Here is a 23,959-nt window from a genome sequence, read left to right as displayed (position 1 = left end):
TTACGGAATTTATCACGCGTGATAAGGCGCGGAGTTTCACGGCAGCCGCGCCCTGAGCACCCGCATCATGTTCTCGCCCATCACCGCGCGCACCTCCTCCTCGCTGGCGCCCGCCCGCAACAGCGCATCGGTCAGCGCCGCCAATTCCGACGTGTCGAACCCCACCGTGACCGAGCCGTCATAATCCGACCCCAGTGACACGTGATCCACGCCAAGCACCTCGATTGCCGCCATGATCACCCGCGCCACCCCATCGGGGCTGTCGTCGCAGGTCACATCCGCCCAATAGCCGATCCCGATCACGCCGCCGCCCTGATCCGCGCCATTGCCCACGATCTCCCGCATCAGGTCATCGGGAAAATTCCGATGCGCGTCACAGGCCGAGCGCAAGCCGGTATGGCTCACGATCAGCGGTATATCCGTCAAGTCCACGACCTCGCGCGCCACCGCCTCCGACGAATGCGCGAGGTCCAGCACCATGCCGCGCCTGACCACCTCCGCCACGACCTCGCGCCCGAAATCGGTCAACCCGCCATCGCCGACACCGTGCAGGGATGTGCCGAGTTCATTGTCGAAGAAATGGTGCAGCCCGACCAACCGATAGCCAGCCGCCTCCAAACGATCGAGATTGGCGATGTCGCCTTCGAGCGCATGCGCGCCCTCGATCCCCAGGATCCCGCCGACAACCTCAACCCCGGCCGCGCGGTCGTCCAGCACCGCCTCCAACTCCGCCGCACCAGTGACCACACGCAGCGCCCCGTCCGAGGCCTCGGCAAACCCGTGCAGCCGCTCCGCCTGATAGAGGGCGCGCTCCACAAGGCTCGTCCATGTGCGTGGAGGCCACATCTGCGCGATCGCCAGAAGGGTGATGTTGTCCGTCCCGTCGCCCGTGTTCGAATGGTAATTCTGCCCCGCCGGGCTTTTCGTGACGGCAGTGAACACCTGCACCGCGACATTGCCCTCCAACAGGCGCGGCACATCCACATGCCCGCGATCCCCGCGCTGCGTCAGGTCACGGTTCCACAGAAGGCTGTCGGCGTGCCAATCCCCGATGCTCAGCGTTGCGTGCAGGGCGGCGGCATCGTCGGACACGGGGTAGGGGCCCTGCCAATTGATCGCATTGCGCTCCGCCTCGACATAGCCGGGCGCAAGGCTCAGAACCGCGACCACCCCCCCGATCAGCACGACAATCGCGCGTCCCAACCATTTTCCAAACGTCCGCATGCTTGATCCCTTCGTTGCGATTGCCCAATCTATGTGGGCACCGGTAGGGCGCTGACAAGACGGAGCGGATGGAACACATGGCAGGCGGATGGGCGAAAGACGGCGCAGTCAGTGAGCAGATCGAAGCCTCGATCTCCGATGAACTGGCCCGCATGCGTGCCCGCAGCGGCCCGCAAGGCGAAAGCCTGACCCATTGCGCCGATTGCGAGGAACCGATCCCCGACGCCCGCCGCGCCGCCATCCCCGGCGTGAAGCTTTGCATCGACTGCGCCTCCGACCGCGACGCGCAGCCCGCTCATCGTGGCGGCATCAACCGGCGCGGCTCCAAGGACAGCCAACTGAAATAAAGTGCCAGTTTCGGATCAGCGCAGCGTCATCCGCAGCAAATCCTGCGGTCCCGCGCGGCCCTCCCGCCAGTCTGCGCCCGTATCCACGAACCCGCCGTTCAGGTAACAGGCCCGCGCCGCGCCATTCACATGGTTCACCGTCAACTCGACGTGGCGGTGCCCCGGGTATTCTGTGGCCAAATGCACCGGCATCGCCCGCACCGCGGCCGACGCAATCCCGCGCCTCTGGTGTGCGGCGTCGATCATGAACGCCCGAAGGCCCAATGCGCCCGGCGTGCAGATCGCGATGTTGTATCGGTACGCCCGGTCGATCTTGAACAGGCCCACCGGAGTGCCCTCCGTATGGATCCCGTGCAGGTCGAACCGCGCGGGATCCTCTGCAAAGGCCTCCGCCACCGTGCCGCAGAAAACCTCCTGTGCCGGCAACACGGCGATACCGGAAAAGCGCTCGAAATCCTCGGCCCCAAGCCGGGCCAGAGTGACCTCCGGCCTCACTCCATCGCTTCCAACTCGTCGATGAACCCTTCGATCATGCTCAGGCCCTTGTCCCAGAACGCCGGGTCGCTCGCATCGAGCCCGAACGGCGCCAGAAGCTCTTTGTGGTGCTTCGAGCCGCCCGCCTTGAGCATATCGAAATACTTCTCTTCAAAGCCGGTTTCGCCCGTCTCGGCGCCCTCCGCATAGACCGCGTAAAGCGCATTCACGAGGCCATCGCCGAACGCATAGGCATAGACGTAGAACGGCGAATGCACGAAATGCGGGATATAGGCCCAGAAGGTCTCGTAGCCCTCCATGAAGTTGAACACCGGACCAAGGCTTTCCCCCTGCACCGACATCCACAGCGCGTTGATGTCATCCACGGTCAACTCGCCCGCGGCGCGCGCCGCATGCAGCTTGCATTCGAAATCGTAGAACGCGATCTGGCGGACGACGGTGTTGATCATGTCCTCGACCTTACCGGCCAGCATGACCTTCTTCGCCGCGTCATCCTTGGCCTCGGCTAGCATCTTGCGGAAGGTCAGCATCTCGCCGAACACCGATGCCGTCTCGGCCAGCGTCAGCGGTGTCGATGACAAAAGCTCGCCCTGTCCGGCGGCCAAGCGCTGGTGCACGCCGTGTCCCAATTCATGCGCCAGCGTCATCACATCGCGCGGTTTGCCCAGGTAGTTCAGCATCACATAGGGGTGCACATCGCTTACCGTCGGATGCGCGAATGCGCCCGGCGCCTTGCCCTCTTTGACGCCCGCGTCGATCCAGCCGTCGGTGAAGAACGGCCGCGCGAGTTCCTCCATTCGGGGGTCAAACGCGGCATAGGCTTCCGACACCACACGCTGCGCCTCGTCCCAACCGACGATGCGGTCCTCGTTCATCGGCAAGGGCGCGTTGCGGTCCCAGACCTCCAGCGTTTCCAACCCCATCCATTTCGCCTTCAGCTTGTAATACCGGTGCGACAGGCGCGGATAGGCGGCCACGACGGCATTGCGAAGCGCCTCGACCACCTCGGGCTCGACGTGGTTCGACAAATGCCGCCCCATCTGCGGCGAGGGTAATCCGCGCCAGCGGTCGTGGATCTCCTTTTCCTTGGCCAGCGTGTTGTGGACCCGCGCAAACAGCGGCGCGGTTTCCTCGAACTTGTCCGCCAGCGCCCGCGCACCCGTCTCGCGCACCTCGCGGTCGCTGTCGGTCAACAGGTTGAGCGTGGCCTCGATCCCCATCGCCTCGCCGTCCACCTCGAACGACAGCCCCGCAATCTGCTCATCAAACAGCTTGTTCCACGCGCTCGCGCCCACGACCGACTTGTCATGCAGGAACTTCTCCAACTCATCGGAAAGCTGATAGGGCTTCATCGCCCGCATCCGGTCAAACACCGGCTTGTAGCGGGCCAGATCTGCATTGCACGCCATCATCGCATCATAACGCCCATCGTCGATGCGGTTGAATTCCAACGAAAAGAACACCAGCGGCGTGGTGAACGCGGTGATCTTGTCCTGCATGTCCGACATGAACTTCGCGCGCTCGCCATCGGTGGTCTTCTGGTAATACCGCAGCCCCGCAAAGGACATGATGCGCCCCGCGATCACGTCGATCTTCTCGTAGCGCAACGTGCATTCCAATAGCCCCGCCGCATCGAGATCGGCCAGCTTGCCCTCGTAATCCTCCGCAAACGACCGGCACGCGCTCTCCAACCAATCCAGATCGCGCTTCAACTCCGCCGCATCCTGCCCCTCATACAGATCGCTCAGATCCCATTCCGGCAGGCCCCCCAAAGGCGCGCCTCCGGCCTCGGTGGCAGCTTCACGGATCGGGGCAGGAAAAGTCAGGCGCATTGGACATCCTCGTGTCGTGTCATTTGGTGTTCGCAACAGATATGCGCTCCATTCCTCCGGTCCTCAACCCGCCGCCCTTTCATCTTGCCAGAAAAACCTCGGGGGTCAGCGTCCTTGACCTTGGGAAAGGGCGCGTCAGGGGGCAGCGCCCCCTGCCTTTGAACTCACCCTCAAAGCTCCACGTCACCGTGCGCGCCCACCTCGGGGTCAAACGGCGGCGCATCGGGCGATCGGCGGATGATGATGTCCCCGTTCGGCAACCGCTCCGGCAGCTCATAGGACGTCACATCATCCATCAACTCCCCCATCCGGTTCAAGAACGGCAAGACCTCTTCCTCGAAATACGGCCGCGCCTCTTCCAGCATCGGGCGCATTTCCTCCATCAGACCCTCAAGGATCATCTGCGCGCCCTCGCCCAACAGGCCAAGACCCTCGCTCAAATCATCCTCGTCCTGTGCAGCCGCAGGCGCCGCGATCGCCAGCGCCCCGGCCAATGTGCTTGCAATGATGAACTGTTTCATCCTGTAAAGATGGGGCCTGGCCTCAGGACAAATCAAGACTTACCGGGAAATGGTCCGAGGCCGTCAAAAGCGCCTCGCGCAACTTTGGCTTGCCCCAACACGCCGGATCGTCGAACGGATGCCAGATCTGCCACCGCCGTGCGCGGGGCCTCAAATCCGGCGATACCATCACGTAATCCAGCAGCGCCTGCAAAAATCGCTCCTGATGATGCAAAAAGAACCGCGCCGTCGTGGGAACTGCCGAAATCCGGCTCTGCAACGCCTGCGCCGCATGCGGGTCAAACATCCGAAAACCCGCCTCGGCCTGCGTGCCCAACACGATCTCCACCCCCGAGCGCCCGAACAGTGCCTCGTATTCGTCCAACCCCGGCCCATCGTTCAGATCACCGGCCACAATCAACGCCTCACCGGCCTCCAGATGCGCCTCGATCCTGCGCCTGAGCCAGATGCACTGCGCCAATTGCTTGCGCCGGTTCGCGATGGCCAGTTGCATCGCGTGGGCCTCGTCGCGCGCCCCGTGCGGCGCCTTGGATTTCACATGTGCCCCGATCAACCGCATCCGACCCACCGGCGTCTCCAACGCGACCTCCAGCGGCGGCTTGGAAAACCGCACAATGTCCTCCGATGCGTCAATATCGAGATCAATCCGAAACTCCGTCTCGAACCCCGGCGCGCCCGCCTCAACCGGCGCATGGCGCGCGGCGATCACGTCGGGATCATACAGCAACATCAATTCCTGCTGCGTATCGTTCTGAAATCCCTTGCAAACCTCGCGCGCCCGCAAGCCCGCCTCGGCCGCAAAGCCCCGCAACGCCGCCACCCCATCGCGCTCGCGCGAACAATCCGGGGCCTCCACCACCAACACCGCATCGGCATCCAGCGCCTGAAACACGGTGATCAATGCCTCTGTCTGCTGCGCCTTGGTGACATCGCGCCGCCCCGACCAGCTGTCATCGCGCAAAAGCCCCCCCTCCGCGTCAAACAGCGTGTGAAACCACTCCACGTTATAGGTTGCTATCCGCACCGCTTCCCCACTCCTTCCGGTCCCGATCTGGCCCGGATCCGGCCCAGATCCGGCGCGCCTGGCCCTGTCTTCCATTGGTCAAAAATACCTGAAAATCCCACCCCTCAGGCCGCGCGCCCGGCCTGAATGTCTTCCCAGGCCTGGTTGATCGCCTGCATCCGCCGCTCGGCCAGACGCACGGCTTCCTCCGGCACGCCGCGCGCAATCATCCGGTCGGGATGGGTCTGGCGTACTTCGGCGCGCCAGACCGCGCGAATATCCTCCAGCGTCGCATCCGGCGAGACGCCCAGAACCGTGTAGGGATCGGGGCCATACTCCGGCGCATAGCGCGCGCGCAGGCGCTCGAACGCGGGGCGCTCCATCCCGAAGATCTCGGCCACCCGGCTCAGGAACGCCTCTTCCGCCGGGTGATATTCGCCGTCCGCCGCCGCGATATGAAACAACCCCTCCATCAGATCGCACAGCACGCTGTCCTGCCCGCAGGGTTGGCCGTCGACGCGGAACATCCGCGCGATCCGTTCGGCGTAGGTCTCGAACCCGGCCACGTCCTCGCGCGCCATGTTGAACACCCGCGCGGCGGCAGGCTCGTCCGCGGGCGGAATATGGAACACCTCGCGAAACGCCGTGACCTCGTCTTTCGTAACCAACCCATCGGCCTTGGCCATCTTCGCCGACAGAGCGATCACCGCGATGGTGAACGCCACCGTGCGCTCGGGCGGCGTGCGCAGGCGCGAAAACACCTCCGACAGGCTCTCCCCCGCCCCAAGTGCAGCAAGCGCATCCGATATCCGTGACCACAGCGACATGGGGCCAGCTTAGCCCGCTCTGCCGCGGAACGTCAGGCTCAAAAAGGTCACAACGCCTTCTGCATCAGGATCAGGTCCAGATACCGCCCGAATTTATGCCCCACCTCCGGCAGGCGGCCCCGTTCCACAAATCCCATCGCCCGGTGAAACGCCAGCCCGCCCGCGTTCTCGCCCGAGATGCCGCCGATCAACATATGTATGCCAGCCGCGCGCGCATGGGCCTCGACCTCCGCCATCAAGTCGCGCCCCAACCCGCGCCCGCGCGCCGTGTCGCGCAGATAGATCGCATGCTCCGCCGAACGGGCATATCCGTCACCCGCCCGAAACGGCCCGTAGGTCGCAAAGCCGCAGCACGCGCCGTCCAGCACCGGCACGAAGACCGGCTGATGTTCCAGGATGCGCAGGATCTGCGCCTCGGTCTTGGGGGTGGCTGTGAAGGTGATCGTTGTCTCCGCGATCACCTCGTTCCAAAGCGACAAGACCTCCGGCGCGTCCTGCGCGGTTGCCGCCCGGATCATAGCGCCACGTCGCCGCCGGGTGTGCGCAGTACCGCCTCCATCCGCGCTACGTCCGCCTCGGCAATCTCCACCGGTGCGCCCTGCATCATCGGCCCCAGCGCCGCTCGTAGCGCTCTGGCCTGGGGTGAGAACAGCCGCAACACCTCCAACCGCACGCCCGTATCATGTAACACAGGCGGTGGGCTATCCCATTGGATCAAGGCCGGAAACATGCCGTCAAACGGCGTCTGCCCGGTTTCGGGAACGGCCATGCGCCACCGCAGATCGCCCCGCTCCAACGCCCACGGCACCCCGCAGCCCTCAGGCGCCGCCGCCAGCGCGGCCTCCAGATTATCGCAGCGCATCACCCAGTGGCTCAGTCGCGTACCGGGCGTCCGTGCATCGAGGTTGAACCACCGCGGCTGGCCGGGGCGCGCGCCTGTCGGGTCCACCGCGATCACCTCGAAATACGCCTCCGGCCCCAGCGACAGAAGCCGGTTGTGGGTGCCCATCGCCGCGTGCTGCCCACCGGGCAGCAAACCCTGCCCGAGATGCGCTTCAACCTGCGCCGCGCCTTCGGTCAGAACGTCCGTGGTGACCACGATATGATCCAAATCCAACATGCCCTTGTCGTAACTCATGCCCCACAGGTCGGAAAGCCCGTTGCGCGCGCGCCGCGGCCCGTGGCCAATACGACCATGACCGACGATCCCAAAGCCACCGCCCGCGCCGCCGCCTTCGCCGCACGAAAGGCCGCCCATGCCGACGCCGCCAGCGCGCCCCCCCGCGCCACGGCGCTCCTGCTCAAGGCCATCGGCCCCGCAAAAGGCCGCATCATCGCGGGCTACATGCCGATCCGCACCGAAATCTCGCCGCTGCCCGCCATGGAGACGCTCCATGCAATGGGCGCGCGGCTTTGCGTGCCAGTCATCGCGGGCGCAGGCCAGCCGCTCGATTTCCGCGCCTGGTCGCCGGAGTCTGCGATGCAAAGCGGCCCTTTCGGCGCGCAGATCCCCGCCCATGGCGACTGGCTCACCCCCGACACCCTGATCGTGCCGCTGGTGGCCTTCGACGCGCGTCTCAATCGCCTGGGCTATGGCGGTGGCTTCTATGACCGCACGCTGCACCGTCTGCGCGCCGCCGCGCCCACCCGTGCAATCGGCTTCGCCTACGCCGCGCAGGAACACCCCGACCTGCCGCAGGAGCCCACCGATCAACGCCTCGATGCCCTCGTCACCGAAAACGGAACCCTTGCCCCCCGGCCGGCACCGGACTAACCCGGGCCCATGCGTATCCTCTTTCTCGGCGACGTCATGGGCCGCTCTGGCCGTGCCGCCATCACCACCCGACTGGCCCAATTGAAAACCGACTGGCGGGTCGATTTCGCCGTGGTGAACGGCGAAAACGCGACCTCCGGGGCTGGCCTGTCTGGCGCCCATGCCAAGACTCTTCTGGAGGGGGGCGCCGATTGCGTGACCCTCGGCGATCACGCCTTCGATCAGAAGGACATGCTGCAATTCATCGAGGCCGAGCCGCGCATTCTCCGCCCGCTGAACTTCTCCGCCCAAGCCCCCGGCAAGGGCGCGCGGCTCTTCGATGTGAAAGGCCGTAAGATCCTCGTGGCGCAAGCGCTGGGGCAGGTGTTCATGAAACGCCCCTTCGCCGATCCGTTCTCCGCCCTCGACGCCGCCCTCAAGCAACTGGGCGGGCAGGCCGCGACCCGAATCGTCGATTTCCACGCCGAGGCCACGTCCGAAAAGATGGCCATGGGCCATTTCCTCGATGGCCGCGCCAGCCTTGTGGTCGGCACCCATACCCACGTGCCCACGGGCGACGCGATGATCCTGTCGGGCGGCACCGGCTACCTGACCGATGCGGGCATGTGCGGCGACTACAATTCCGTCATCGGAATGGACAAAAAGGAACCCCTGCGCCGCTTCCTGACCGGCATGCCGAAAGAACGCTTCACGCCCGCCGCGGGCGACGCAAGCCTCTCGGGTGTCCTGGTCGAGACCGACACCGACGGCAAAGCCACCACCATCACCCCGATCCGGGAAGGCGGACGGCTCCAGACCGCCACCCCGTGAGCGTCCCCGTGACCCATACCCGCGCCATGCTTCTGGCGATCCTCGTTGGCATGGGCGCGGCCTGGGGCATCACGCAGCCGCTATCGAAAATCGCCGTCTCCGAAGGCTACCGCGATATCGGGATCATCTTCTGGCAATTCGCAATCGGCGCGGCGCTTCTGGGCGCGCTTCTCGTGATCCGACGCAAGGCCCTTCCGCTGCAGCCCGTCCACCTGCGCTTTTATCTGCTGATCGCGCTGATCGGAACGATCCTGCCCAATTGGGCAAGCTTCACCGCCGCCGTGCATCTGCCCTCGGGCATCCTGTCGATCGTCATCGCCACCGTGCCGATGATGGCGCTTCCCATCGCGGTGGGCCTTGGCATGGACCGGTTCTCTCCGGCGCGGATCGCGGGCCTGACGCTTGGCCTGCTTGCCATTATCGCCATCTCCGCTCCCGATAGCTCTCTGCCCGACGCGGGCATGGCGATCTGGCTGCCCATCGCGCTCATCGCACCGTTTCTCTATGCCTGCGAGGGCAATATCGTGGGCCGCTGGGGCACCCATGGCCTCGATGCGATGCAGGTGCTGGCCGGTGCCTCGCTTGTGGGCGTGCTGATCTCTGCGCCGTTGGCTTGGGTCACCGGCGAATGGATCGACCCGCGCGGGCCGTGGGGCGTCCCCGATTGGGCCATTCTGGGATCTTCGCTGGCCCATGTCGCGGCCTATGTCACCTATGTCTGGCTCGTCGGGGCGGCGGGCGCGGTCTTCACCGCGCAGGTGGGCTACCTCGTGACGGGCTTCGGCATCCTCTGGGCCAAACTGATCCTCGGCGAGATCTACAGCACATGGGTCTGGGCGGCGCTGGCCTTGATGATGGTGGGCCTCTTCCTCGTCACCCCGCGCCCCCGCGCGGCGCAGCCCGCGCAATAGCCGTCACGTCGCGGCGCACCCCGCGCCCCCGCGCGGCGCAGCCCGCGCAATAGCCCAAAAAGCGGCACATTTTTCATCCGATGACCCGGATACGTCCCACGCCCGGCGCAAATCCCATGCGGCCCCTTCCAATTTCATCGACTTACCCGCCATCTATTTATGGGTGACGCCTTCCATGACGTCGTTATAAGGGGCCGCTATGATTGATCTTCCCCTCTCACAAACCGGCGAAGGCCTGCTCGCACTGGCGATCCTGCTGGCCATGTTCGCCCTTTTCATGTGGGAGAAATGGCCCACGGAGGTCGTGGCCATCGGGGGCACCGCGACGCTGCTGGTGCTTGGGCTTTTGCCCTACGAGGCTGCGGTCGACGTCCTGTCGAACCCCGCGCCCTGGACCATCGCGGCGATGTTCATCGTCATGGGCGCGCTCGTGCGCACAGGAGCGCTTGACCGGCTGACCCGCTTTGCCGAAGCCAATGCCAAGGCCCGCCCCGCCGTCGCCGTGGTCAGCCTGCTGGCCTTTGTCGCCATCGCATCGGCCTTCATGAACAACACACCTATCGTGGTAATCATGATCCCCGTTTTCGTGCAGATCGCGCGCATTCTCGGCCAATCGCCCTCCAAGTTCCTCATCCCGCTCAGCTATGCGGCGATCATGGGCGGCACGCTGACCCTGATCGGCACGTCCACGAACCTTCTGGTCGACGGGGTCGCCCGCGCCGAAGGGCTGGAGCCGTTCACCATATTCGAGGTCACACCCATCGGCCTCGTCGTGGTCGCTTGGGGCATGCTCTACCTCGCCCTCATTGGCCGCCGCCTGCTGCCCGACCGGTCGTCCATGGCGTCGCTTCTGGGCAGTGGCCGCGCGCGTCCGAAGTTCTTTACCGAGGTCGCCGTGCCCGAAGGCTCCGCCCTGATCGGGCAGGCCCCGCAGGTGGTGGACCTCTTCAAACGTGACGGCGTCCGCCTGATCGACGTGTTACGCGGCGACGCGTCCCTGCGCCGCAACCTCACCGGTGTCCTGCTCGAAGAAGGCGACCGTGTCGTGTTGCGCACCGAGATGTCCGAAGTCCTCAGCCTGCAGGAATCCAAGGACCTCAAGACCGTCGACAAGCTCAGCCAGGTCGCCACCGCCACCGTCGAGGTTCTGATCACGCCGGGTTGCCGCATGGTTGGCCGTTCGCTCGGAGACTTGCGCCTGCGCCGCCGCTATGGCGTCTACCCGCTGGCCGTGCATCGCCGGAACCAGAACATCGGCATGCAGCTCGACGACTTGATCGTGCGCGTGGGCGATACACTCCTGCTCGAAGGCGACCCGGCGGATATTCAACGCCTCGCCGCCGATATGGACCTTGTCGACGTCTCCAAACCGTCCGAGCGCGCCTATCGCCGCTCCAAATCCCCCATCGCGATTGCCTGCATGGCGGGCATCGTCGTGCTCGCCGCCTTCAACGTGGCCCCCATCCTCGCCCTCGCGATCACCGCCGTGGCCATTGTGCTCTTGACCGGCTGCATCGACGCGGAAGAGGCGTTCTCCTTCATCGACGGACGGCTTCTGGCGCTGATATTCGCCATGCTCGCGGTCGGCGCCGCGCTCTCGCAGACCGGCGCCGTGGATCTGATCGTGGGGCAGGTGGCCCCGGCCCTGTCGACGGCCCCCAACTGGGTCCTGCTGATCGCGGTCTATTACCTCACCATGGTCCTGACCGAGCTGGTGTCCAACAACGCCGTCGCCGTCATCATGGCCCCCATCGCGATTGCATTGGCCCAGGCCGTCGGCATCGACCCGCGCCCCTTGGTCATCGCGGTGATGATTGCCGCCTCGGCCAGCTTCGCCACCCCCATCGGCTACCAGACCAACATGCTCGTCTACGGCCCCGGCGGCTACGCCTTCAGCGATTTCCTGCGTGTGGGATTGCCGCTGAACCTCAGCCTCGGCGTGGTCGTCTGCCTCGCCATCCCCCTGATCTGGCCGCTCTGAACCGCGCTCTTGGCACCATCATCAGACTGGCTTGGCTTCGCCACGCGGTCCCGCGCGCGCCTGTGGCGCGGCGTGGCCCGGCCTCCGGCCGGGCGGTGGCGCCCTGTGGGCGCGAAAGCAAAGACTCCCCGGGAAAGAAGCCACCCGGGCTGGCCTCAGCCATTCCTCCCGGGCGGTCTTCCACTGGTACGGCCATCGGCTCCTCAGCCTGTACCGCCCGAAAACCCTGCACCGACATTGGTTAAAAGCGGGTAAAGCCACCTGGCCAAAACACCGCCCTGTCTTCCATTGGTCAAAAATACCTTCGCCGAAGGCACTATATCTTTTCTCTATCTTTTCTACAGCGCCTGCCGCTGGCCCGAGGACGCAAAGGATCGCACCGGTGTCTTCAATCAACCTGTCCTTCTTCAGGTATTTGGAACCAGTGGAAGCCAGCAAGCGCAAGGGGGGCGGGCCGGGGGGGGGGCGCCCCTCGTCACAGCGGCCAAACCACCAGGATCGTCGGGATCGACACCGCGATGACGAGCACCTCCAGCGGCAATCCCATCCGCCAGTAATCTCCGAACCGATACCCCCCGGGGCCCAAGATCAGCGTGTTGTTCTTGTGCCCGATCGGCGTCAGGAAAGCCGCCGACGCCGCCACCGCGACTGCCATCAGGAACGGATCGGGCGACACGCCAAGCGTCTGCGCCATCGTGATGCCCACGGGTGCTGCCACAATCGCCGTCGCCGTGTTGTTGAGCACATCCGACATCGTCATCGTCACCACCATCAGCACCGTCAGGATCGCCCAGGCCGGCAGCCCCTCGGTCAGGCCCACCAACGCGCCCGCGATCAACTCCGTCCCGCCGCTTGTCTCCAACGCCGCGCCGAGCGGGATCATCGACCCGAGCAACACAACCACCGGCCATTCGATATGGTCGTAAATCTCGCTCAGCGGCAGGATCTTCAACAGAACATACCCCACCGCCACGATCCCCAGCGCAATCGGCAGGTACAAAAGCCCGAACGACGCCAGCGCCACCGCCGCCGCAAACAGCCCAATTGCCGCCCAGGTCTTGGTGTCATTCGTCACCGTCAGCCCCCGATCGGCCAGCGGCAGCCCGCCAAGCCAGCTCACCACATCGTCTGCCCTGTCCGACGGCGCCAGCAGCAGCAGGATATCGCCCGGCTCAACCACCGTCTTGCGCAGCCGTTTCGTGATCCGCGTGCCCTTGCGCGCGATCCCCATCAACGTCGTGCCCTGCCGCCACGACAGGCCAACCGCCTCCGCCGTCTTGCCCGCGATCCGGCTGTCGCCCTGCACGACCATCTCGACAAAGCTCACCCCGTCGCCCGTCACATTCGCCACAGCCCCCGCGCCCGCAGGTTCCAACCCCTGACCCACGCGGAACTCGTCAAGCGCCTCGGGGGCGGCCTCCAACACCAACACATCGCCCTCGCGCAGGCGCAAGTTTCGCCCCATCCCGAACCGCCGCTTGCCGTCGCGCAAGATCCCCAAAAGCGTCACATCGGCCTCTCCCGCCGCCGCATCCAGATCGCGCAACCGCGTGTCGGCCAGCTTGCTGCCCTCGGGCAGGCGCAACTCCGCAAGATACGGCTCCAACTGGTTCAATTGATCGCCCACGCCGCTGTCGCGCGCCGGGATCAAACGCCACCCGAACAGCGCCACGAAGGTGAGCCCCACAATCGCCGCCACACCGCCCACCGGCGCGAAATCGAACATCTTGAACGGCGCGCCAAGGCTGTCTTCGCGGATCGTCGCGATGATGATGTTGGGCGGCGTCCCGATCAACGTGACCATCCCACCCAGGATCGTGCAGAAGCTCAGCGGCATCAACGACACCCCCGGCGAGCGCCCCGCCTTGCGCGCCGTCGCAATGTCCACCGGCATCAGCAACGCCAGCGCCGCGACGTTGTTCATGAACGCGCTCAAAACCCCGCCGATCCCGCCCATGATCGCGATATGCGCGCCCAACGACCGCCCCGCATCCACCAGCGTCCGCGTGATCAGGAACACCGCGCCCGAGCGCACCAAACCGGCCGACACCACCAAGACCAGCGCCACCACCAGCGTCGCTGGATGGCCAAAGCCCGCAAACGCCTCCGACGGCTCCACAACGCCCAGAACCGTGCCCGCCATCAGCGCGCTGAACGCCACCAAATCGTAGCGAAACTTCCCCCACAACAGCAGGCCAAAGACGATACCAAAGAGCGAGAAGAGGATAATCTGATCTTGTGTCATGGCGCGAGCTTACCGCGTGCGCACAGTGCCGGAAAGCTGTGTTCCGTCATGGCTCTTAACGGTCAAATGACGGCCTCGATCAGAAACGGACCTTTCGTGGTCCGGGCCATTTCCAACGCCTCAGCGAACGCCTCTTCCGTATCCACTCGCACGCCGCCGATGCCATGGCCCTTGGCAAGGGCAACCCAATCCAGCAGCGGCGCTTCGATGTCGAACATGGCGCGCGCGTTGCGCCCGGGTTTGGGTGCGCCCTGTTCGGCAAGCTCGAGATGCAGGATCTGATAGCCCCGGTTGGCGACGATCACGAAAGTGATGTCCAATTCTTCCCGCGCCGGCGTCCACAGGCATTGCAGTTGATACATCGCCGACCCGTCACCCGAGACCGCAAAAAATGGGCGATCTGGGCACGCCACAGATGCCCCAAGCGCGTTGGGCAGGCATTGGCCGATGGACCCGCCGGTGTTGTTCAAACGGTCATGTGGCGCTGCGGTGTTGATGGGTGGAAAGATCCCGGCGCTGGCCGTGACAGCCTCGTTCACCATGATGGCGCCGTCGGGGATGGCTTTCGCAAGGGCCCGCCCCATGCCTTCGGGCGTCAGCGGGCCGTTTTCGACCTCAGCAACGGCCCGTGTGATCCGTGGAACGATTTCTGTGCCATCTACGCCCACGGCCTCGACCAGGGCCGCGAGCGTGCCCAGAACGTCCCAGTCGCCGTAGCACAATCGGTCAATGGCACAGCCCGGCGCATCCGGTGTGGAGGGTTTTCCGGGATAGGCGAATAAATTCACCGGCGCGCTTTCCCCGACCAGTGTTATGCTGCCGATTTCGCTGAGGAAGGCCGCATTCAAGTCTGCGGGGTAATAAAGCGACTCGAACGCAACCGCGCCCTCGCCATACCCCATGCGGGGGGCGCAGAAAGGGGCCAGCAAGCGACATCCGGTCCGTGCTGCGATCTTTCCGGCCATTTCTGCTCCGTCTCCAAACAGCGCGGCCCCCCCAGGATGGCAGCACCCGGTGAGGTGAGGGTCTTGGCCGCCGCCGCAATACGCGCGGCGTCCGGCATGTGTTTTGGGTGGGCCGGGACGGGGGCGCCGACCTGTGACGCTGTCCCCCCAAGCCGCGTCTGCTTGAAGGATCAGTGTCGCAATCTGCCCATCCCGCGCGGCCTGAATTGCCTCTGCACCAAGCTGGCCGACCATCGTCGCATGGGTCGCCCGCCGCACCCAGTTCGAGATCGAACCCACCACACCATCGAGGTCCGATTGCAGCGGCGCGTCGTGTTTCAGGTGATAGCCCGCATGATCGCCCACCACATTCACGATCCCGGAGTGCCCTTGCGCGCGTTGTGCAGATTGGCCCATCCATTCGCAAAGCCCGACCCAAGGTGCAGAAGTGTTCCGGCCACATTCCCGCTCATCTTGGCATAGCCGTCGGCCGCTCCGGTCACGCCACCCTCAAACAGGCATAGAATGCAGCGCATCTCCGGATGCGTATCCAGCGCGGCCACAAAGTGCATCTCGGATGTGCCGGGATTGGCAAAGCAGACGGCTACGTCTGCGGCAAGCATGGTTTCCACAAGGGCTTCTGCGCCGTTCATTTCGGAAGCTCCTTCCAGGGCAGGGCGTCTTCCACCCACGTCGCGCAACAACAAGTGGCGCGCTTCAATGTGACGGTAACCTCTCCGTCGGAAGCGTAAATAAAAATCGGCCGCGCCGGAGACACCGTTACACCGGGCCGCTGGCGCAGCGTTCCGGCTGCCAGATCAATGCCCGCACCGCCCGGACGTCCCGAATTTCGCAGATTGAAACAAAACCAATATTCCCTTTAACGTCTAAAAACAAACGCTTAACCCCCGGTTGCAACCTTGCAACTCTTCACTATCGCCCACTGCGTCGACACCACGCTGGCCGATTGCGACCGGCCCGTCTGCCGCAACTGGTAATCCTCTTCCCCATGGCGCAATCCGCCCTCCTCTCCGTGTCCAATGAACGGGCACCAAACGCGGGCCGCCCCCCCTCCGCCCCGCGTTTTTCCATGCCCCCATTGCCCCGCCACGGCCCCTTGGGTATGACACCCGCCAAACGCATTCCCTGGAAGGATCAGCGCCATGGCAGGCCACTCAAAATGGGCGAACATCCAGCATCGCAAAGGGCGCCAGGACAAGATCCGCGCCAAGCTCTTCTCCAAGATGGCGAAGGAAATCACCGTCGCCGCCAAGATGGGCGACCCCGATCCCGAAAAGAACCCGCGCCTGCGCCTCGCGGTGAAGGAAGCGAAATCGCAATCCGTGCCCAAGGACGTCATCGAACGTGCCATCTCCAAGGCCACCGGGGGCGATGCGGAAAACTACGACGAGATCCGCTACGAGGGTTACGGCCCCAACGGGGTCGCCGTCATCGTCGAGGCCATGACCGACAACAAGAACCGCACCGCGTCCACCGTCCGCTCGACCTTCTCCAAGAACGGCGGCAATCTCGGGGAGACCGGCTCCGTCGGCTTCATGTTCGAACGCAAGGGGCAGGTGACCTATCCGCTCTCCGCGGGCGATGCCGACACCATCATGATGGCCGCGATCGAAGCCGGTGCCGAAGACGTCGAAACCAATGAAGGCGACGGCGACGAGGACCCCGGAAACCACACCATCTGGTGCGCCGACACCGACCTCGGCGACGTGTCCAACGCGCTGGAGGCGGAACTGGGCGAAAGCGAGTCCACCAAACTCGTCTGGCGTCCCACCACCACGACCGAACTGCAACTCGAAGACGCGCAGAAGCTGATGAAACTCATCGAAGCCCTCGAAGACGACGACGACGTGCAAAACGTCACGACGAACTTCGAAGTCTCGGACGAGGTCATGGCGCAGCTTGGCGCGGAGTAAAGCGGCACCTGCAGGGTGGGACCTGTCCCGCCACCCCTCCGCCCGGCACACCCGGCGATTGCCATATTGCAATACGAGTCCTTCGCTCCGGTGACCCGATTGGGAAAGGTCCGAAACGCGAATTGACCGCTATACATCCGGCGCGAATGTGACTATCGCCCAGCCTTTCCCTGGCCATTGGTGACATATGCAAGACTTCTCTCGCCTGCCGGACAGCCTGTCGGAAGCCCTGAGCGAAAGGGGCTATAGCTCCCTTACGCCGGTACAAGCGTCGGTGATCGACGAAACCCTGCGCGGTAAGGATCTTCTGGTCTCTGCGCAAACGGGGTCTGGAAAAACCGTCGGGTTTGGCCTGGCCATTGCCCCCGATCTCCTCGGCGAAGATGGTCGGTTTGATCGACCGGCGGCTCCCCTCGCCGTGGTGATCGCACCGACCCGGGAACTTGCTTTGCAGGTGCGTCGAGAATTTGACTGGCTCTTTGCCCAAGCCGGGATCGTGACGGCCTCGGCTGTCGGCGGCATGGATACCCGGACCGAGCGGCGGGCGCTGGAACGCGGCGCGCATGTGGTCGTGGCAACGCCCGGACGGCTGCGCGATCACGTGGCACGTGGCAACGTTGACCTAAGCGCGTTGCAAGCGGTCGTTCTCGATGAAGCTGACGAGATGTTGGACATGGGGTTCGCCGAAGACCTTGAGTTCGTTCTCAACGAAACGCCAGGCAACAGGCGGACACTTATGTTCTCGGCCACTGTGCCGCGCGGCATCGCAAAACTGGCACAAACGCATCAAAAAGACGATGCCGAACGCCTTGTTATCGGCAACACGACCTCTCAACACGCGGACATCGCTTACAGCGCTTTGAATGTCGCGCCGTCGGATATCGAGAAGGCCATCATCAATGTCCTGATCTTCCACGACGCACAAACTGCTATCATCTTTGCCAATACCCGTTCGATGGTGGCCCGCCTGACCGCCAAATTCTCGAACCGGGGGTTCAAAGTGGTGTCTCTCTCTGGGGAGTTGAGCCAGTCAGAGCGCGGCAATGCAATGCAATCACTACGCGATGGGCGTGCAAATGTCTGTGTTGCAACGGATGTCGCCGCGCGGGGAATTGATCTTCCTGGGCTGGATCTTGTGATCCACGCCGACCTCCCGTCAAACGCAGAAACGTTGCTTCACAGATCTGGGCGAACCGGCCGCGCAGGCCGCAAGGGGCAGTCTGTCTTGATCGTTCCGGGGCGACAGCGCGCCAAAGCACAAAGACTGCTCAAATCAGCCAAGTTGGAAGTAGAATGGGGCGCACCGCCCACTGCCCATGAGGTGCTGGCCAAAGAGGAAGAGCGCATCATTTCCGCCCCCGCTTTCAATAGCACCCCAAGCGCCGAAGAAAGCGCCTTCGCCGAGCGGTTGCTCGATGGCCGGACGCCCGAACAAATCGCTGCTGCCTATCTGCGGCTCTACCGCGAACATCACTGCGCACCTGAAATTTTGGACATAGCGCCACAGCCCGGAAGGCGCCCCGAGGCGGGTCAGGATCACCGCGACTTCGGGCCAAGCACATGGTTCTCGTTGTCGTTGGGACGCAAGGACCGGGCGGAGCCACGCTGGCTCTTGCCTATGCTCTGTCGCAACGCGGGCATTTCCAAAACGGCGATCGGGGCCATTCGCGTCCAATATCTAGAGACCTTTGTTGAAATCGCCACGGACGCAGTTCCGGCGATGAAACGAGAATTGGGTGAAGAGCTTGCCCTCGAACAAGGGGCCACCCTGACTGAGCTTGACGGCCTGCCGGATTTCGAAGCATCGCCCAAAGGGCCACCTGCAGCTCCCAAAGATCAGGCAAAGGCACCGAAGGACCGCGTCAGCAAGCCGCAAAAACCAGTGCGTAAGCCAAAGCGAAAGCATTCAGACGACGCCGAGGGCGCGCCAAAACCAAAACAGAGCGCAAACAAATCCGAAGGGAAATCCGCGCGCGCACCCACCAGCCACGAAAAACGGCCAAACAAAGCGGCGCCCAGTGACAGCGCAAAACAAACTGGCAAAGACGGCAAACGGGAAAAACGAAAGGAAGGCGCATCAGACCCATCCAAGCCCATGCGTTCGGGCAAAAACGCTCGAAATGGATCAAGACACGCAGGCAAGGCCGCTAAGCATCCAAAGCGTAGAACGGACAAAGGCGGAGACGCCAAACCGTTCCGTAAACCGTCCGAGAAGACCTAGAGCCCTGCAAAGAGCTGCTGGTTTTCATGTTCACTTCGGGCGCCGCGGTTTGCGCTCGTTGTTCCGCAGATTTCAGGTCGCTCAAATCGACCATTTGCCGGGCGAAAACCCCCTCCTCAAATCCTTAAAAAATCCCTAACAAAAATCCCTTTCCCCAATCTTTCCAACGCCTTAACCCCTTTGCGCACGCGTGCGCAGACCCCCAAAACCCCCTCGACACCACCCCCGCCGCCCGCTAGTCAGACGCCTCCAAACCCCACCCCAAGGCGCGCGCCCATGCTCCCCATCTTCACCGCAGGCTTCGCGCTCTCCTTCTCGCTGATCCTCGCCATCGGCGCGCAGAATGCATTCGTTCTGCGCCAGGGTATCCGCCGCCTCCACGTCGCCCCCGTCGTCGCAATCTGCTGCCTGTCCGAAGCCATCCTGATCTTCGCGGGCGTCGCCGGTTTCGGCCTCATCGCCGAGGCCGCGCCCTGGGCTTTGGAGGCCATGCGCTGGGGCGGTGCCGCTTTCCTCGTCGTCTACGGCTTGCGCAGCCTCCGGGCCGCGCTCAACTCCGAGGATGCGCTGAAGGCTGACGGCGCGCCCGAGCAAAGCCTGGCCGCAGCGCTCACCACCACCCTCATCCTCACCTGGGCGAACCCGCACGTCTATCTCGACACCGTTGGCCTCATCGGCGCCGTCGCCGCCACCTATGGCGACGGCCGCTGGATCTTCGGCGCCGGTGCGCTCTCCGCGTCCTGCGTATTCTTCCTCATCCTCGGTTACGGTGCCCGCGCCCTCGCACCCGTCTTCGCGCGGCCCAAAGCGTGGATGTGGCTCGACGTGATCGTAGGCCTCACGATGCTGGCACTGGCCGTGAAACTGGCGTTGAACCTTTGAGCCTGCGGTGATCTTGTGCGGGCAATGGACACGCACGCCCCCCCGGACATCCCCGCCGAACCCACTGCCCGCCCGGGCTGGGGCATGTTCTGGATGTTCGTCACGGGGCTCTGCTTCGTCACCGTCACCGCTTCGGTCAAGATGGTCGGTGAGGATGTCCCCTCCACCCAGGCCGGGTTCCTGCGCTACGCCCTCGGCCTTGTGTTCCTCCTGCCGATGCTCGCCTCCGTCCGCCGTGCCAGGATCGACCGGCGCACGGGCGGGATGCTGTTCATCCGCGGCGCCTGCCACGCGGTGGCGGTCTCGATGTGGTTCTTCGCGATGACCCGGATCCCTATCGCGGATGTCACCGCCCTGAACTACCTCAACCCGGTCTATGTGATCTTGCTGGCGGTCGTGTTCCTGGGCGAGCGCCTCGGCCCATGGCGCATCGCCGCCGTTTGCGTCGCCTTCCTCGGCACGCTGGTCATCATCCGCCCCGGCTTTCGCGAGATCGACGCGGGCCACATCGTGATGCTCTTCGCTGCCGTCGCGATGGCCGGCAGCTATTTTCTGGCCAAGCTTCTGTCCCAAAAACTCGCGCCCGAAGTGGTGGTCTTCTACCTTTCGATACTTGTGCCTGTGCTCCTTGCCCCGATTGCGTGGATGGTCTGGGTTCCGATCGGATGGGTTGATCTGGGCTGGCTTTTCGTCTGCGCGCTGTTTGCGACATTGGGGCACTACACGATGACACTGGCATTTCGCGCCGCGCCGTTGACTGTCACCCAACCCGTGACCTTCCTGCAGCTCGTCTGGGCTACGCTTCTGGGCGTCGTGGTTTTTGCGGAGCCTGTCGATGCCTTCGTGGTGATTGGCGGCGCTATGATCATCGCCTCCGTCACGTTCATCACCTGGCGAGAGGCCATGCGCGCACCGCGTTAACCTTTCCGTTCCGCCCGGAAAATGTGCACTTTGCCAGAATACCGGCCATGTTTGCCCTTACATTGATGCTGTACTGCAGCATTCTGCAGCCACCGGTTGTTCCCACCCGCGCCGCTCATTTCATCTGCAAGAATACGGGAGAATGCCATGACATTGGAAGCCATCATCTTTGGTGGAATAGGCGCGGTGACTGAATGCGCGGAAAGCGATCGCAACGCGTGGAATGCCGCATTTCGCGCCCATGGGATGGACTGGGATTGGTCTTGGGACACCTATGCGGAATTGATGCGTGCGGGCGGCGACCGGCAATTGGTCACGCGCTATGCGGCTTGGCGGAACGAGATTTGTCCGGTCCGGCCCGAGCTTCTGGACGAGACCCATCAAAGGCGGTTTGCCTCGATGCTGACCGGGCCTTTGCCGCTGCGGCCCGGGGTGGGGCGCACGCTGGGGTGGTTGGTGCGGGCCGGGGTGCAATTGGGCCTCGTCAGCCGTGCCGGAGCGGTCCCGGTGCGCGCGGTTCTGACCTCAACGGCGCGCGCACGTTCTGGTATTGGTTTTGATGTGGCCGTCCTGCGCGAGGACGTCACGCATCTTGCGCCGCATCCCGAGGCGATGACCCGTGCCATCGAAGCGCTGGGGGTTGGACGCGAATGTGTCGCCGTGGTGGCCGATACACCAGCCAGCGCGCAAGCGGCGCAGGATGCGGGGCTTGCGGTTCTGGCTTTCCCCGGCGCATTGGCCGCCGATACACCCGAGGATTTCGGGACCCTGCCCATGGCCAAGGTGCTGAGCCCCGAGATCCTGACCTCGACCTGGCGCGGCGACCTGGAGACCGCAGCGCAATAGCCACGACCGACCACACCGATTTGATGTAGCGCAAGGCGGCTTGGCGCGCCGCATGGCATCCTTCGAGCAAGCAAACAAACCGGAGGAGGCTTGTAATGTCCCATACCCCCCATGAATTGCTCGACGATTTTCCCGACAAAGCCGATGCGATTCATGCGCTGAAGCAATCAGATGCGCATTTCGCCAAGCTCGCCAACGCCTATCACGATCTCAACCGCGCAGTGCACCGGGCCGAAACCAGTGTGGAGCCGGTCAGCGATCAGGCCGAGCAGCAGATGCGGCGCGAGCGGATGGCCTTGAAGGATGAGATCGCGGCGATGCTGGCGAAGGCCTGACGCGAGCGGTCAGGAGGTTTCGGGCGTGCCCTCGACATGGGCCTGAAAGCGTTCGAAGAACTGATCGGCCATCTTTGTGGCGAAACTATCGACAAGTCGTGAGCCCAACTGCGCGATCTTGCCGCCAACTTTCGCGTCGACATCATAGGTGAGCTCGGTGCCGCCCTCGGGGTGGTCGGCCAGCGCGACCTGCGCCGCGCCCTTGGCAAAGCCGGCCACGCCGCCCTTGCCTTCGCCCGAGATCGTGTAGCTTACCTCAGGCACGACATCGGATAATGTCACCTCGCCTTTGAACGTCGCCTTAACGGGGCCGACCTTTTGTTTGACGACCGCCGAAAACCCGTCTTCCGGGGAGCCGGTAAGCTCTTCACAGCCGGGAATGCAGGCCTTCAGCGTTTCGGCATCGTTGAGGGCTGCCCAGATGGTCGCGCGGTCGGCTGCGATATGACGGCTGCTGTGCATTTCCATCTGACGGCTCCTTTTCCGGTCTGATTTTCGGAGGTTAGCGGGTGGCGTGTCACGGCGCAACTTCGTATGGCAGCGTGCCGCGCCGGTTCGGATCGACCGTCAGGCGCCGCTCTAACGGTGGCACTGCGCGTTGGTGGCAGCCCTTCCTTTCGCAGATCCGGCAGGAAATGCCGATGGGCTGCGGCGCGGCGGTCAGATCCAGATCATCGGCGTAGACAAGGCTCTGCGCATGGCGCACCTCGCACCCGAGCGAGATCGCGTAGCGCCGTGTCGGGCGGCCCCATGCGCCGCCGGATTTCGACACGTCACGCGCCAGGATCACGTAGGATGCGCCGTCCGGGGTTTCGGCCAATTGGCGCAGGAAGCGACCGGGGGTCTCGAACGCCTGATGGACGTTCCACAACGGACATGCGCCGCCGAAGCGGGCGAATTGCAGCCGCGTGGCGGAGTGGCGTTTGGTGACGGTGCCTGCTTGATCCACGCGGGCGAAAAAGAACGGGATGCCCTTCGCGCCGGGCCGTTGAAGGGTGGAAAGCCGGTGGGCGATCTGTTCGATGGAGGCCGAAAAGCTGATCGACAGGCGCTCGAGGTCGTGGCGTGTTTCCTGCGCGGCGTCGGCGAAGCGGCCGTATGGCATAAGGCAGGCGCCAGCGAAATAATTGGCCATCCCGATGCGGGCAATCTCGCGGGCGGTGTCGGATTGAAACCTGGCGAGGTCGAGCGTGGCCTCGATCAGGTCGTGCTGCCCCAGAAGCGCGTATTGGTGCAGCAGTTGAAAGCGCTGGGTCTCGGGGGCGGCTTGTGGGCTCAAGGTGAGGGTCTTGGTGGCGGGTTCATAATGGCGCACGCCGTCGCCGGGCGCGCGTCGGATCGTGATGTCGCGGTCTTCGAGCACGGCGGCTGTATGGGCGGCCAGATCTCCGGTTGCGCGGGTTGCGAAGCGTTCGGCGGCGCGGTCGACGGCGTCGATGTAATTATCGGTGTAATGGAAGAAATCGCGCACCTCTTCCCAGGGCGAGGCGGTGGTCGAAGGGGCCTGCCCCAGCGCCTCGTCCAGCGACGCCAGCCGTTCATGGGTCTGACGGTAGGCCCGGTGCAGTTCAAGGAAGGCATGGGCGAGGGTCGGTGCATTGGCCGCAGTCAGGCGAAGATCGGCCAAATTGGGTTGGCCTTCACTGAACAAAGGGTCCGCTAAGGCTTCGCGCATGTCGGAGACGAGGCGGTCGGTATCGGAGGCCGAAAGCTCGGTCACATCGACGCCGAATTCCTGCGCCAGCCCCATCAAAACCGTTGTGGACAGCGGGCGATTGTTGTTCTCCATCTGGTTGAGATACGGCAACGAAATGCCGAGTTTGGCCGCGAAATCCTTCTGCGTGAGGCCAAGGCGGGTGCGCACGGAGCGCAGCTTGGCACCGACATAGAGCTTCTGGACGGGCAT

General features: G+C 64.1%; 24 protein-coding genes. 11 read left to right on the top strand and 13 right to left on the bottom strand.

Features of this window, described 5'->3' with window-relative positions; genetic code table 11:
• Nucleotides 1-36: 36 nt before the first annotated feature.
• A complete protein-coding gene (locus tag V8J83_RS08950) occupies nucleotides 37-1,224 on the bottom strand; it encodes a dipeptidase (RefSeq protein ID WP_339985579.1) in 1,188 nt (395 codons plus the stop codon).
• A gap of 77 nt (nucleotides 1,225-1,301) precedes the next feature.
• Here V8J83_RS08950 and V8J83_RS08945 point away from each other — a divergent pair, with 77 nt between their 5' ends.
• Nucleotides 1,302-1,571 carry a DksA/TraR family C4-type zinc finger protein gene (locus V8J83_RS08945; protein ID WP_339985577.1) on the top strand — a complete coding sequence of 90 codons (270 nt, stop codon included), beginning with the start codon at nucleotides 1,302-1,304 and terminating at the stop codon, nucleotides 1,569-1,571.
• Nucleotides 1,572-1,586: 15 nt separating this feature from the next.
• Here the strand turns inward: V8J83_RS08945 and V8J83_RS08940 are convergent, their stop codons facing one another.
• From V8J83_RS08940 to V8J83_RS08910, 7 genes are all read right to left on the bottom strand, one after another.
• Entirely contained in the window at nucleotides 1,587-2,066 is a 480-nt protein-coding gene (locus tag V8J83_RS08940; protein ID WP_339985575.1) for a GNAT family N-acetyltransferase, read from the bottom strand.
• Complete coding sequence (locus V8J83_RS08935) at nucleotides 2,063-3,898, bottom strand: M3 family oligoendopeptidase (protein WP_339985574.1); 1,836 nt, start codon at nucleotides 3,896-3,898, stop codon at nucleotides 2,063-2,065. The genes V8J83_RS08940 and V8J83_RS08935 overlap by 4 nt, the downstream gene beginning before the upstream one ends.
• Nucleotides 3,899-4,068: 170 nt before the next feature.
• Nucleotides 4,069-4,419: an AAA+ family ATPase gene (locus tag V8J83_RS08930; RefSeq protein WP_339985572.1), complete on the bottom strand. Its 351-nt coding sequence runs from the start codon at nucleotides 4,417-4,419 to the stop codon at nucleotides 4,069-4,071.
• A 22-nt stretch (nucleotides 4,420-4,441) separates the two neighbouring features.
• Nucleotides 4,442-5,443, bottom strand: a complete 1,002-nt coding sequence (locus V8J83_RS08925) for an endonuclease/exonuclease/phosphatase family protein (RefSeq protein ID WP_339985570.1) — start codon at nucleotides 5,441-5,443, stop codon at nucleotides 4,442-4,444.
• Nucleotides 5,444-5,547: 104 nt separating this feature from the next.
• Complete coding sequence (locus tag V8J83_RS08920; RefSeq protein WP_339985568.1) at nucleotides 5,548-6,249, bottom strand: TerB family tellurite resistance protein; 702 nt, start codon at nucleotides 6,247-6,249, stop codon at nucleotides 5,548-5,550.
• Between the two features lie 47 nt (nucleotides 6,250-6,296).
• Nucleotides 6,297-6,767: a GNAT family N-acetyltransferase gene (locus V8J83_RS08915; RefSeq protein ID WP_339985566.1), complete on the bottom strand. Its 471-nt coding sequence runs from the start codon at nucleotides 6,765-6,767 to the stop codon at nucleotides 6,297-6,299.
• Nucleotides 6,764-7,387: a VOC family protein gene (locus V8J83_RS08910; protein WP_339985564.1), complete on the bottom strand. Its 624-nt coding sequence runs from the start codon at nucleotides 7,385-7,387 to the stop codon at nucleotides 6,764-6,766. Before V8J83_RS08910 ends, V8J83_RS08915 begins: the two co-directional genes overlap by 4 nt.
• Nucleotides 7,388-7,444: 57 nt before the next feature.
• Between V8J83_RS08910 and V8J83_RS08905 the strand changes: the two genes are divergently transcribed.
• The 4 genes from V8J83_RS08905 to V8J83_RS08890 all read left to right on the top strand — a co-directional run bounded on the left by V8J83_RS08905 (nucleotide 7,445) and on the right by V8J83_RS08890 (nucleotide 11,725).
• Nucleotides 7,445-8,023 (top strand): 5-formyltetrahydrofolate cyclo-ligase, encoded by a 579-nt coding sequence (locus tag V8J83_RS08905; protein WP_339985562.1) that lies wholly within the window; start codon nucleotides 7,445-7,447, stop codon nucleotides 8,021-8,023.
• A 9-nt stretch (nucleotides 8,024-8,032) separates the two neighbouring features.
• Nucleotides 8,033-8,833 carry a TIGR00282 family metallophosphoesterase gene (locus tag V8J83_RS08900; protein ID WP_339985560.1) on the top strand — a complete coding sequence of 267 codons (801 nt, stop codon included), beginning with the start codon at nucleotides 8,033-8,035 and terminating at the stop codon, nucleotides 8,831-8,833.
• 8 nt (nucleotides 8,834-8,841) lie between these two features.
• Entirely contained in the window at nucleotides 8,842-9,744 is a 903-nt protein-coding gene (locus V8J83_RS08895; RefSeq protein ID WP_339985558.1) for a DMT family transporter, read from the top strand.
• 199 nt (nucleotides 9,745-9,943) lie between these two features.
• The gene (locus tag V8J83_RS08890) at nucleotides 9,944-11,725 is read left to right on the top strand and encodes an SLC13 family permease (protein WP_339985556.1); all 1,782 of its coding nucleotides are present in this window, start codon (nucleotides 9,944-9,946) and stop codon (nucleotides 11,723-11,725) included.
• A gap of 475 nt (nucleotides 11,726-12,200) precedes the next feature.
• On the opposite strand, the gene V8J83_RS08885 is transcribed toward V8J83_RS08890, so the two are convergent.
• The 3 genes from V8J83_RS08885 to V8J83_RS08875 all read right to left on the bottom strand — a co-directional run bounded on the left by V8J83_RS08885 (nucleotide 12,201) and on the right by V8J83_RS08875 (nucleotide 15,567).
• The gene (locus V8J83_RS08885; protein ID WP_339985555.1) at nucleotides 12,201-13,970 is read right to left on the bottom strand and encodes an SLC13 family permease; all 1,770 of its coding nucleotides are present in this window, start codon (nucleotides 13,968-13,970) and stop codon (nucleotides 12,201-12,203) included.
• A gap of 62 nt (nucleotides 13,971-14,032) precedes the next feature.
• Entirely contained in the window at nucleotides 14,033-15,331 is a 1,299-nt protein-coding gene (locus V8J83_RS08880; protein WP_339985553.1) for an acetolactate synthase large subunit, read from the bottom strand.
• Nucleotides 15,286-15,567 (bottom strand): thiamine pyrophosphate-binding protein, encoded by a 282-nt coding sequence (locus V8J83_RS08875; RefSeq protein WP_339985551.1) that lies wholly within the window; start codon nucleotides 15,565-15,567, stop codon nucleotides 15,286-15,288. The genes V8J83_RS08880 and V8J83_RS08875 overlap by 46 nt, the downstream gene beginning before the upstream one ends.
• A gap of 510 nt (nucleotides 15,568-16,077) precedes the next feature.
• Here V8J83_RS08875 and V8J83_RS08870 point away from each other — a divergent pair.
• The 6 genes from V8J83_RS08870 to V8J83_RS08845 all read left to right on the top strand — a co-directional run bounded on the left by V8J83_RS08870 (nucleotide 16,078) and on the right by V8J83_RS08845 (nucleotide 22,053).
• Nucleotides 16,078-16,848: a YebC/PmpR family DNA-binding transcriptional regulator gene (locus V8J83_RS08870; RefSeq protein ID WP_339985549.1), complete on the top strand. Its 771-nt coding sequence runs from the start codon at nucleotides 16,078-16,080 to the stop codon at nucleotides 16,846-16,848.
• A 187-nt stretch (nucleotides 16,849-17,035) separates the two neighbouring features.
• Nucleotides 17,036-19,069, top strand: a complete 2,034-nt coding sequence (locus tag V8J83_RS08865) for a DEAD/DEAH box helicase (protein WP_339985547.1) — start codon at nucleotides 17,036-17,038, stop codon at nucleotides 19,067-19,069.
• 276 nt (nucleotides 19,070-19,345) lie between these two features.
• Nucleotides 19,346-19,951: a LysE/ArgO family amino acid transporter gene (locus V8J83_RS08860; RefSeq protein ID WP_339985545.1), complete on the top strand. Its 606-nt coding sequence runs from the start codon at nucleotides 19,346-19,348 to the stop codon at nucleotides 19,949-19,951.
• 24 nt (nucleotides 19,952-19,975) lie between these two features.
• On the top strand, nucleotides 19,976-20,872 hold the full coding sequence (locus V8J83_RS08855; RefSeq protein WP_339985543.1) for a DMT family transporter: 897 nt from the start codon (nucleotides 19,976-19,978) through the stop codon (nucleotides 20,870-20,872).
• A 147-nt stretch (nucleotides 20,873-21,019) separates the two neighbouring features.
• On the top strand, nucleotides 21,020-21,718 hold the full coding sequence (locus V8J83_RS08850; protein ID WP_339985540.1) for an HAD family hydrolase: 699 nt from the start codon (nucleotides 21,020-21,022) through the stop codon (nucleotides 21,716-21,718).
• Between the two features lie 95 nt (nucleotides 21,719-21,813).
• On the top strand, nucleotides 21,814-22,053 hold the full coding sequence (locus V8J83_RS08845; protein ID WP_339985539.1) for an HP1242/YdcH family protein: 240 nt from the start codon (nucleotides 21,814-21,816) through the stop codon (nucleotides 22,051-22,053).
• A gap of 9 nt (nucleotides 22,054-22,062) precedes the next feature.
• Here the strand turns inward: V8J83_RS08845 and V8J83_RS08840 are convergent, their stop codons facing one another.
• Nucleotides 22,063-22,521, bottom strand: coding sequence for an SRPBCC family protein (locus V8J83_RS08840; RefSeq protein ID WP_339985537.1), 459 nt, complete (start codon nucleotides 22,519-22,521; stop codon nucleotides 22,063-22,065).
• 49 nt (nucleotides 22,522-22,570) lie between these two features.
• Nucleotides 22,571-23,959, bottom strand: coding sequence for a helix-turn-helix domain-containing protein (locus tag V8J83_RS08835; protein ID WP_339985535.1), 1,389 nt, complete (start codon nucleotides 23,957-23,959; stop codon nucleotides 22,571-22,573).

Origin of the sequence: Gymnodinialimonas ulvae, assembly GCF_037543845.1 — a bacterium.
GTDB classification, from domain to species: domain Bacteria; phylum Pseudomonadota; class Alphaproteobacteria; order Rhodobacterales; family Rhodobacteraceae; genus Gymnodinialimonas; species Gymnodinialimonas ulvae.
This window is presented reverse-complemented; position numbering and strand designations above follow the sequence as displayed.

Coding starts and splice junctions, on each gene's coding strand:
- V8J83_RS08950 (WP_339985579.1), bottom strand. CDS start 1,224: ATGCGGACGTTTGGAAAATGGTTGGGACGCGCGATTGTCGTGCTGATC.
- V8J83_RS08945 (WP_339985577.1), top strand. CDS start 1,302: ATGGCAGGCGGATGGGCGAAAGACGGCGCAGTCAGTGAGCAGATCGAA.
- V8J83_RS08935 (WP_339985574.1), bottom strand. CDS start 3,898: ATGCGCCTGACTTTTCCTGCCCCGATCCGTGAAGCTGCCACCGAGGCC.
- V8J83_RS08930 (WP_339985572.1), bottom strand. CDS start 4,419: ATGAAACAGTTCATCATTGCAAGCACATTGGCCGGGGCGCTGGCGATC.
- V8J83_RS08920 (WP_339985568.1), bottom strand. CDS start 6,249: ATGTCGCTGTGGTCACGGATATCGGATGCGCTTGCTGCACTTGGGGCG.
- V8J83_RS08915 (WP_339985566.1), bottom strand. CDS start 6,767: ATGATCCGGGCGGCAACCGCGCAGGACGCGCCGGAGGTCTTGTCGCTT.
- V8J83_RS08910 (WP_339985564.1), bottom strand. CDS start 7,387: ATGAGTTACGACAAGGGCATGTTGGATTTGGATCATATCGTGGTCACC.
- V8J83_RS08905 (WP_339985562.1), top strand. CDS start 7,445: ATGACCGACGATCCCAAAGCCACCGCCCGCGCCGCCGCCTTCGCCGCA.
- V8J83_RS08900 (WP_339985560.1), top strand. CDS start 8,033: ATGCGTATCCTCTTTCTCGGCGACGTCATGGGCCGCTCTGGCCGTGCC.
- V8J83_RS08890 (WP_339985556.1), top strand. CDS start 9,944: ATGATTGATCTTCCCCTCTCACAAACCGGCGAAGGCCTGCTCGCACTG.
- V8J83_RS08885 (WP_339985555.1), bottom strand. CDS start 13,970: ATGACACAAGATCAGATTATCCTCTTCTCGCTCTTTGGTATCGTCTTT.
- V8J83_RS08880 (WP_339985553.1), bottom strand. CDS start 15,331: ATGGGCCAATCTGCACAACGCGCGCAAGGGCACTCCGGGATCGTGAAT.
- V8J83_RS08875 (WP_339985551.1), bottom strand. CDS start 15,567: ATGAACGGCGCAGAAGCCCTTGTGGAAACCATGCTTGCCGCAGACGTA.
- V8J83_RS08870 (WP_339985549.1), top strand. CDS start 16,078: ATGGCAGGCCACTCAAAATGGGCGAACATCCAGCATCGCAAAGGGCGC.
- V8J83_RS08865 (WP_339985547.1), top strand. CDS start 17,036: ATGCAAGACTTCTCTCGCCTGCCGGACAGCCTGTCGGAAGCCCTGAGC.
- V8J83_RS08860 (WP_339985545.1), top strand. CDS start 19,346: ATGCTCCCCATCTTCACCGCAGGCTTCGCGCTCTCCTTCTCGCTGATC.
- V8J83_RS08855 (WP_339985543.1), top strand. CDS start 19,976: ATGGACACGCACGCCCCCCCGGACATCCCCGCCGAACCCACTGCCCGC.
- V8J83_RS08850 (WP_339985540.1), top strand. CDS start 21,020: ATGACATTGGAAGCCATCATCTTTGGTGGAATAGGCGCGGTGACTGAA.
- V8J83_RS08845 (WP_339985539.1), top strand. CDS start 21,814: ATGTCCCATACCCCCCATGAATTGCTCGACGATTTTCCCGACAAAGCC.
- V8J83_RS08840 (WP_339985537.1), bottom strand. CDS start 22,521: ATGGAAATGCACAGCAGCCGTCATATCGCAGCCGACCGCGCGACCATC.
- V8J83_RS08835 (WP_339985535.1), bottom strand. CDS start 23,959: ATGCCCGTCCAGAAGCTCTATGTCGGTGCCAAGCTGCGCTCCGTGCGC.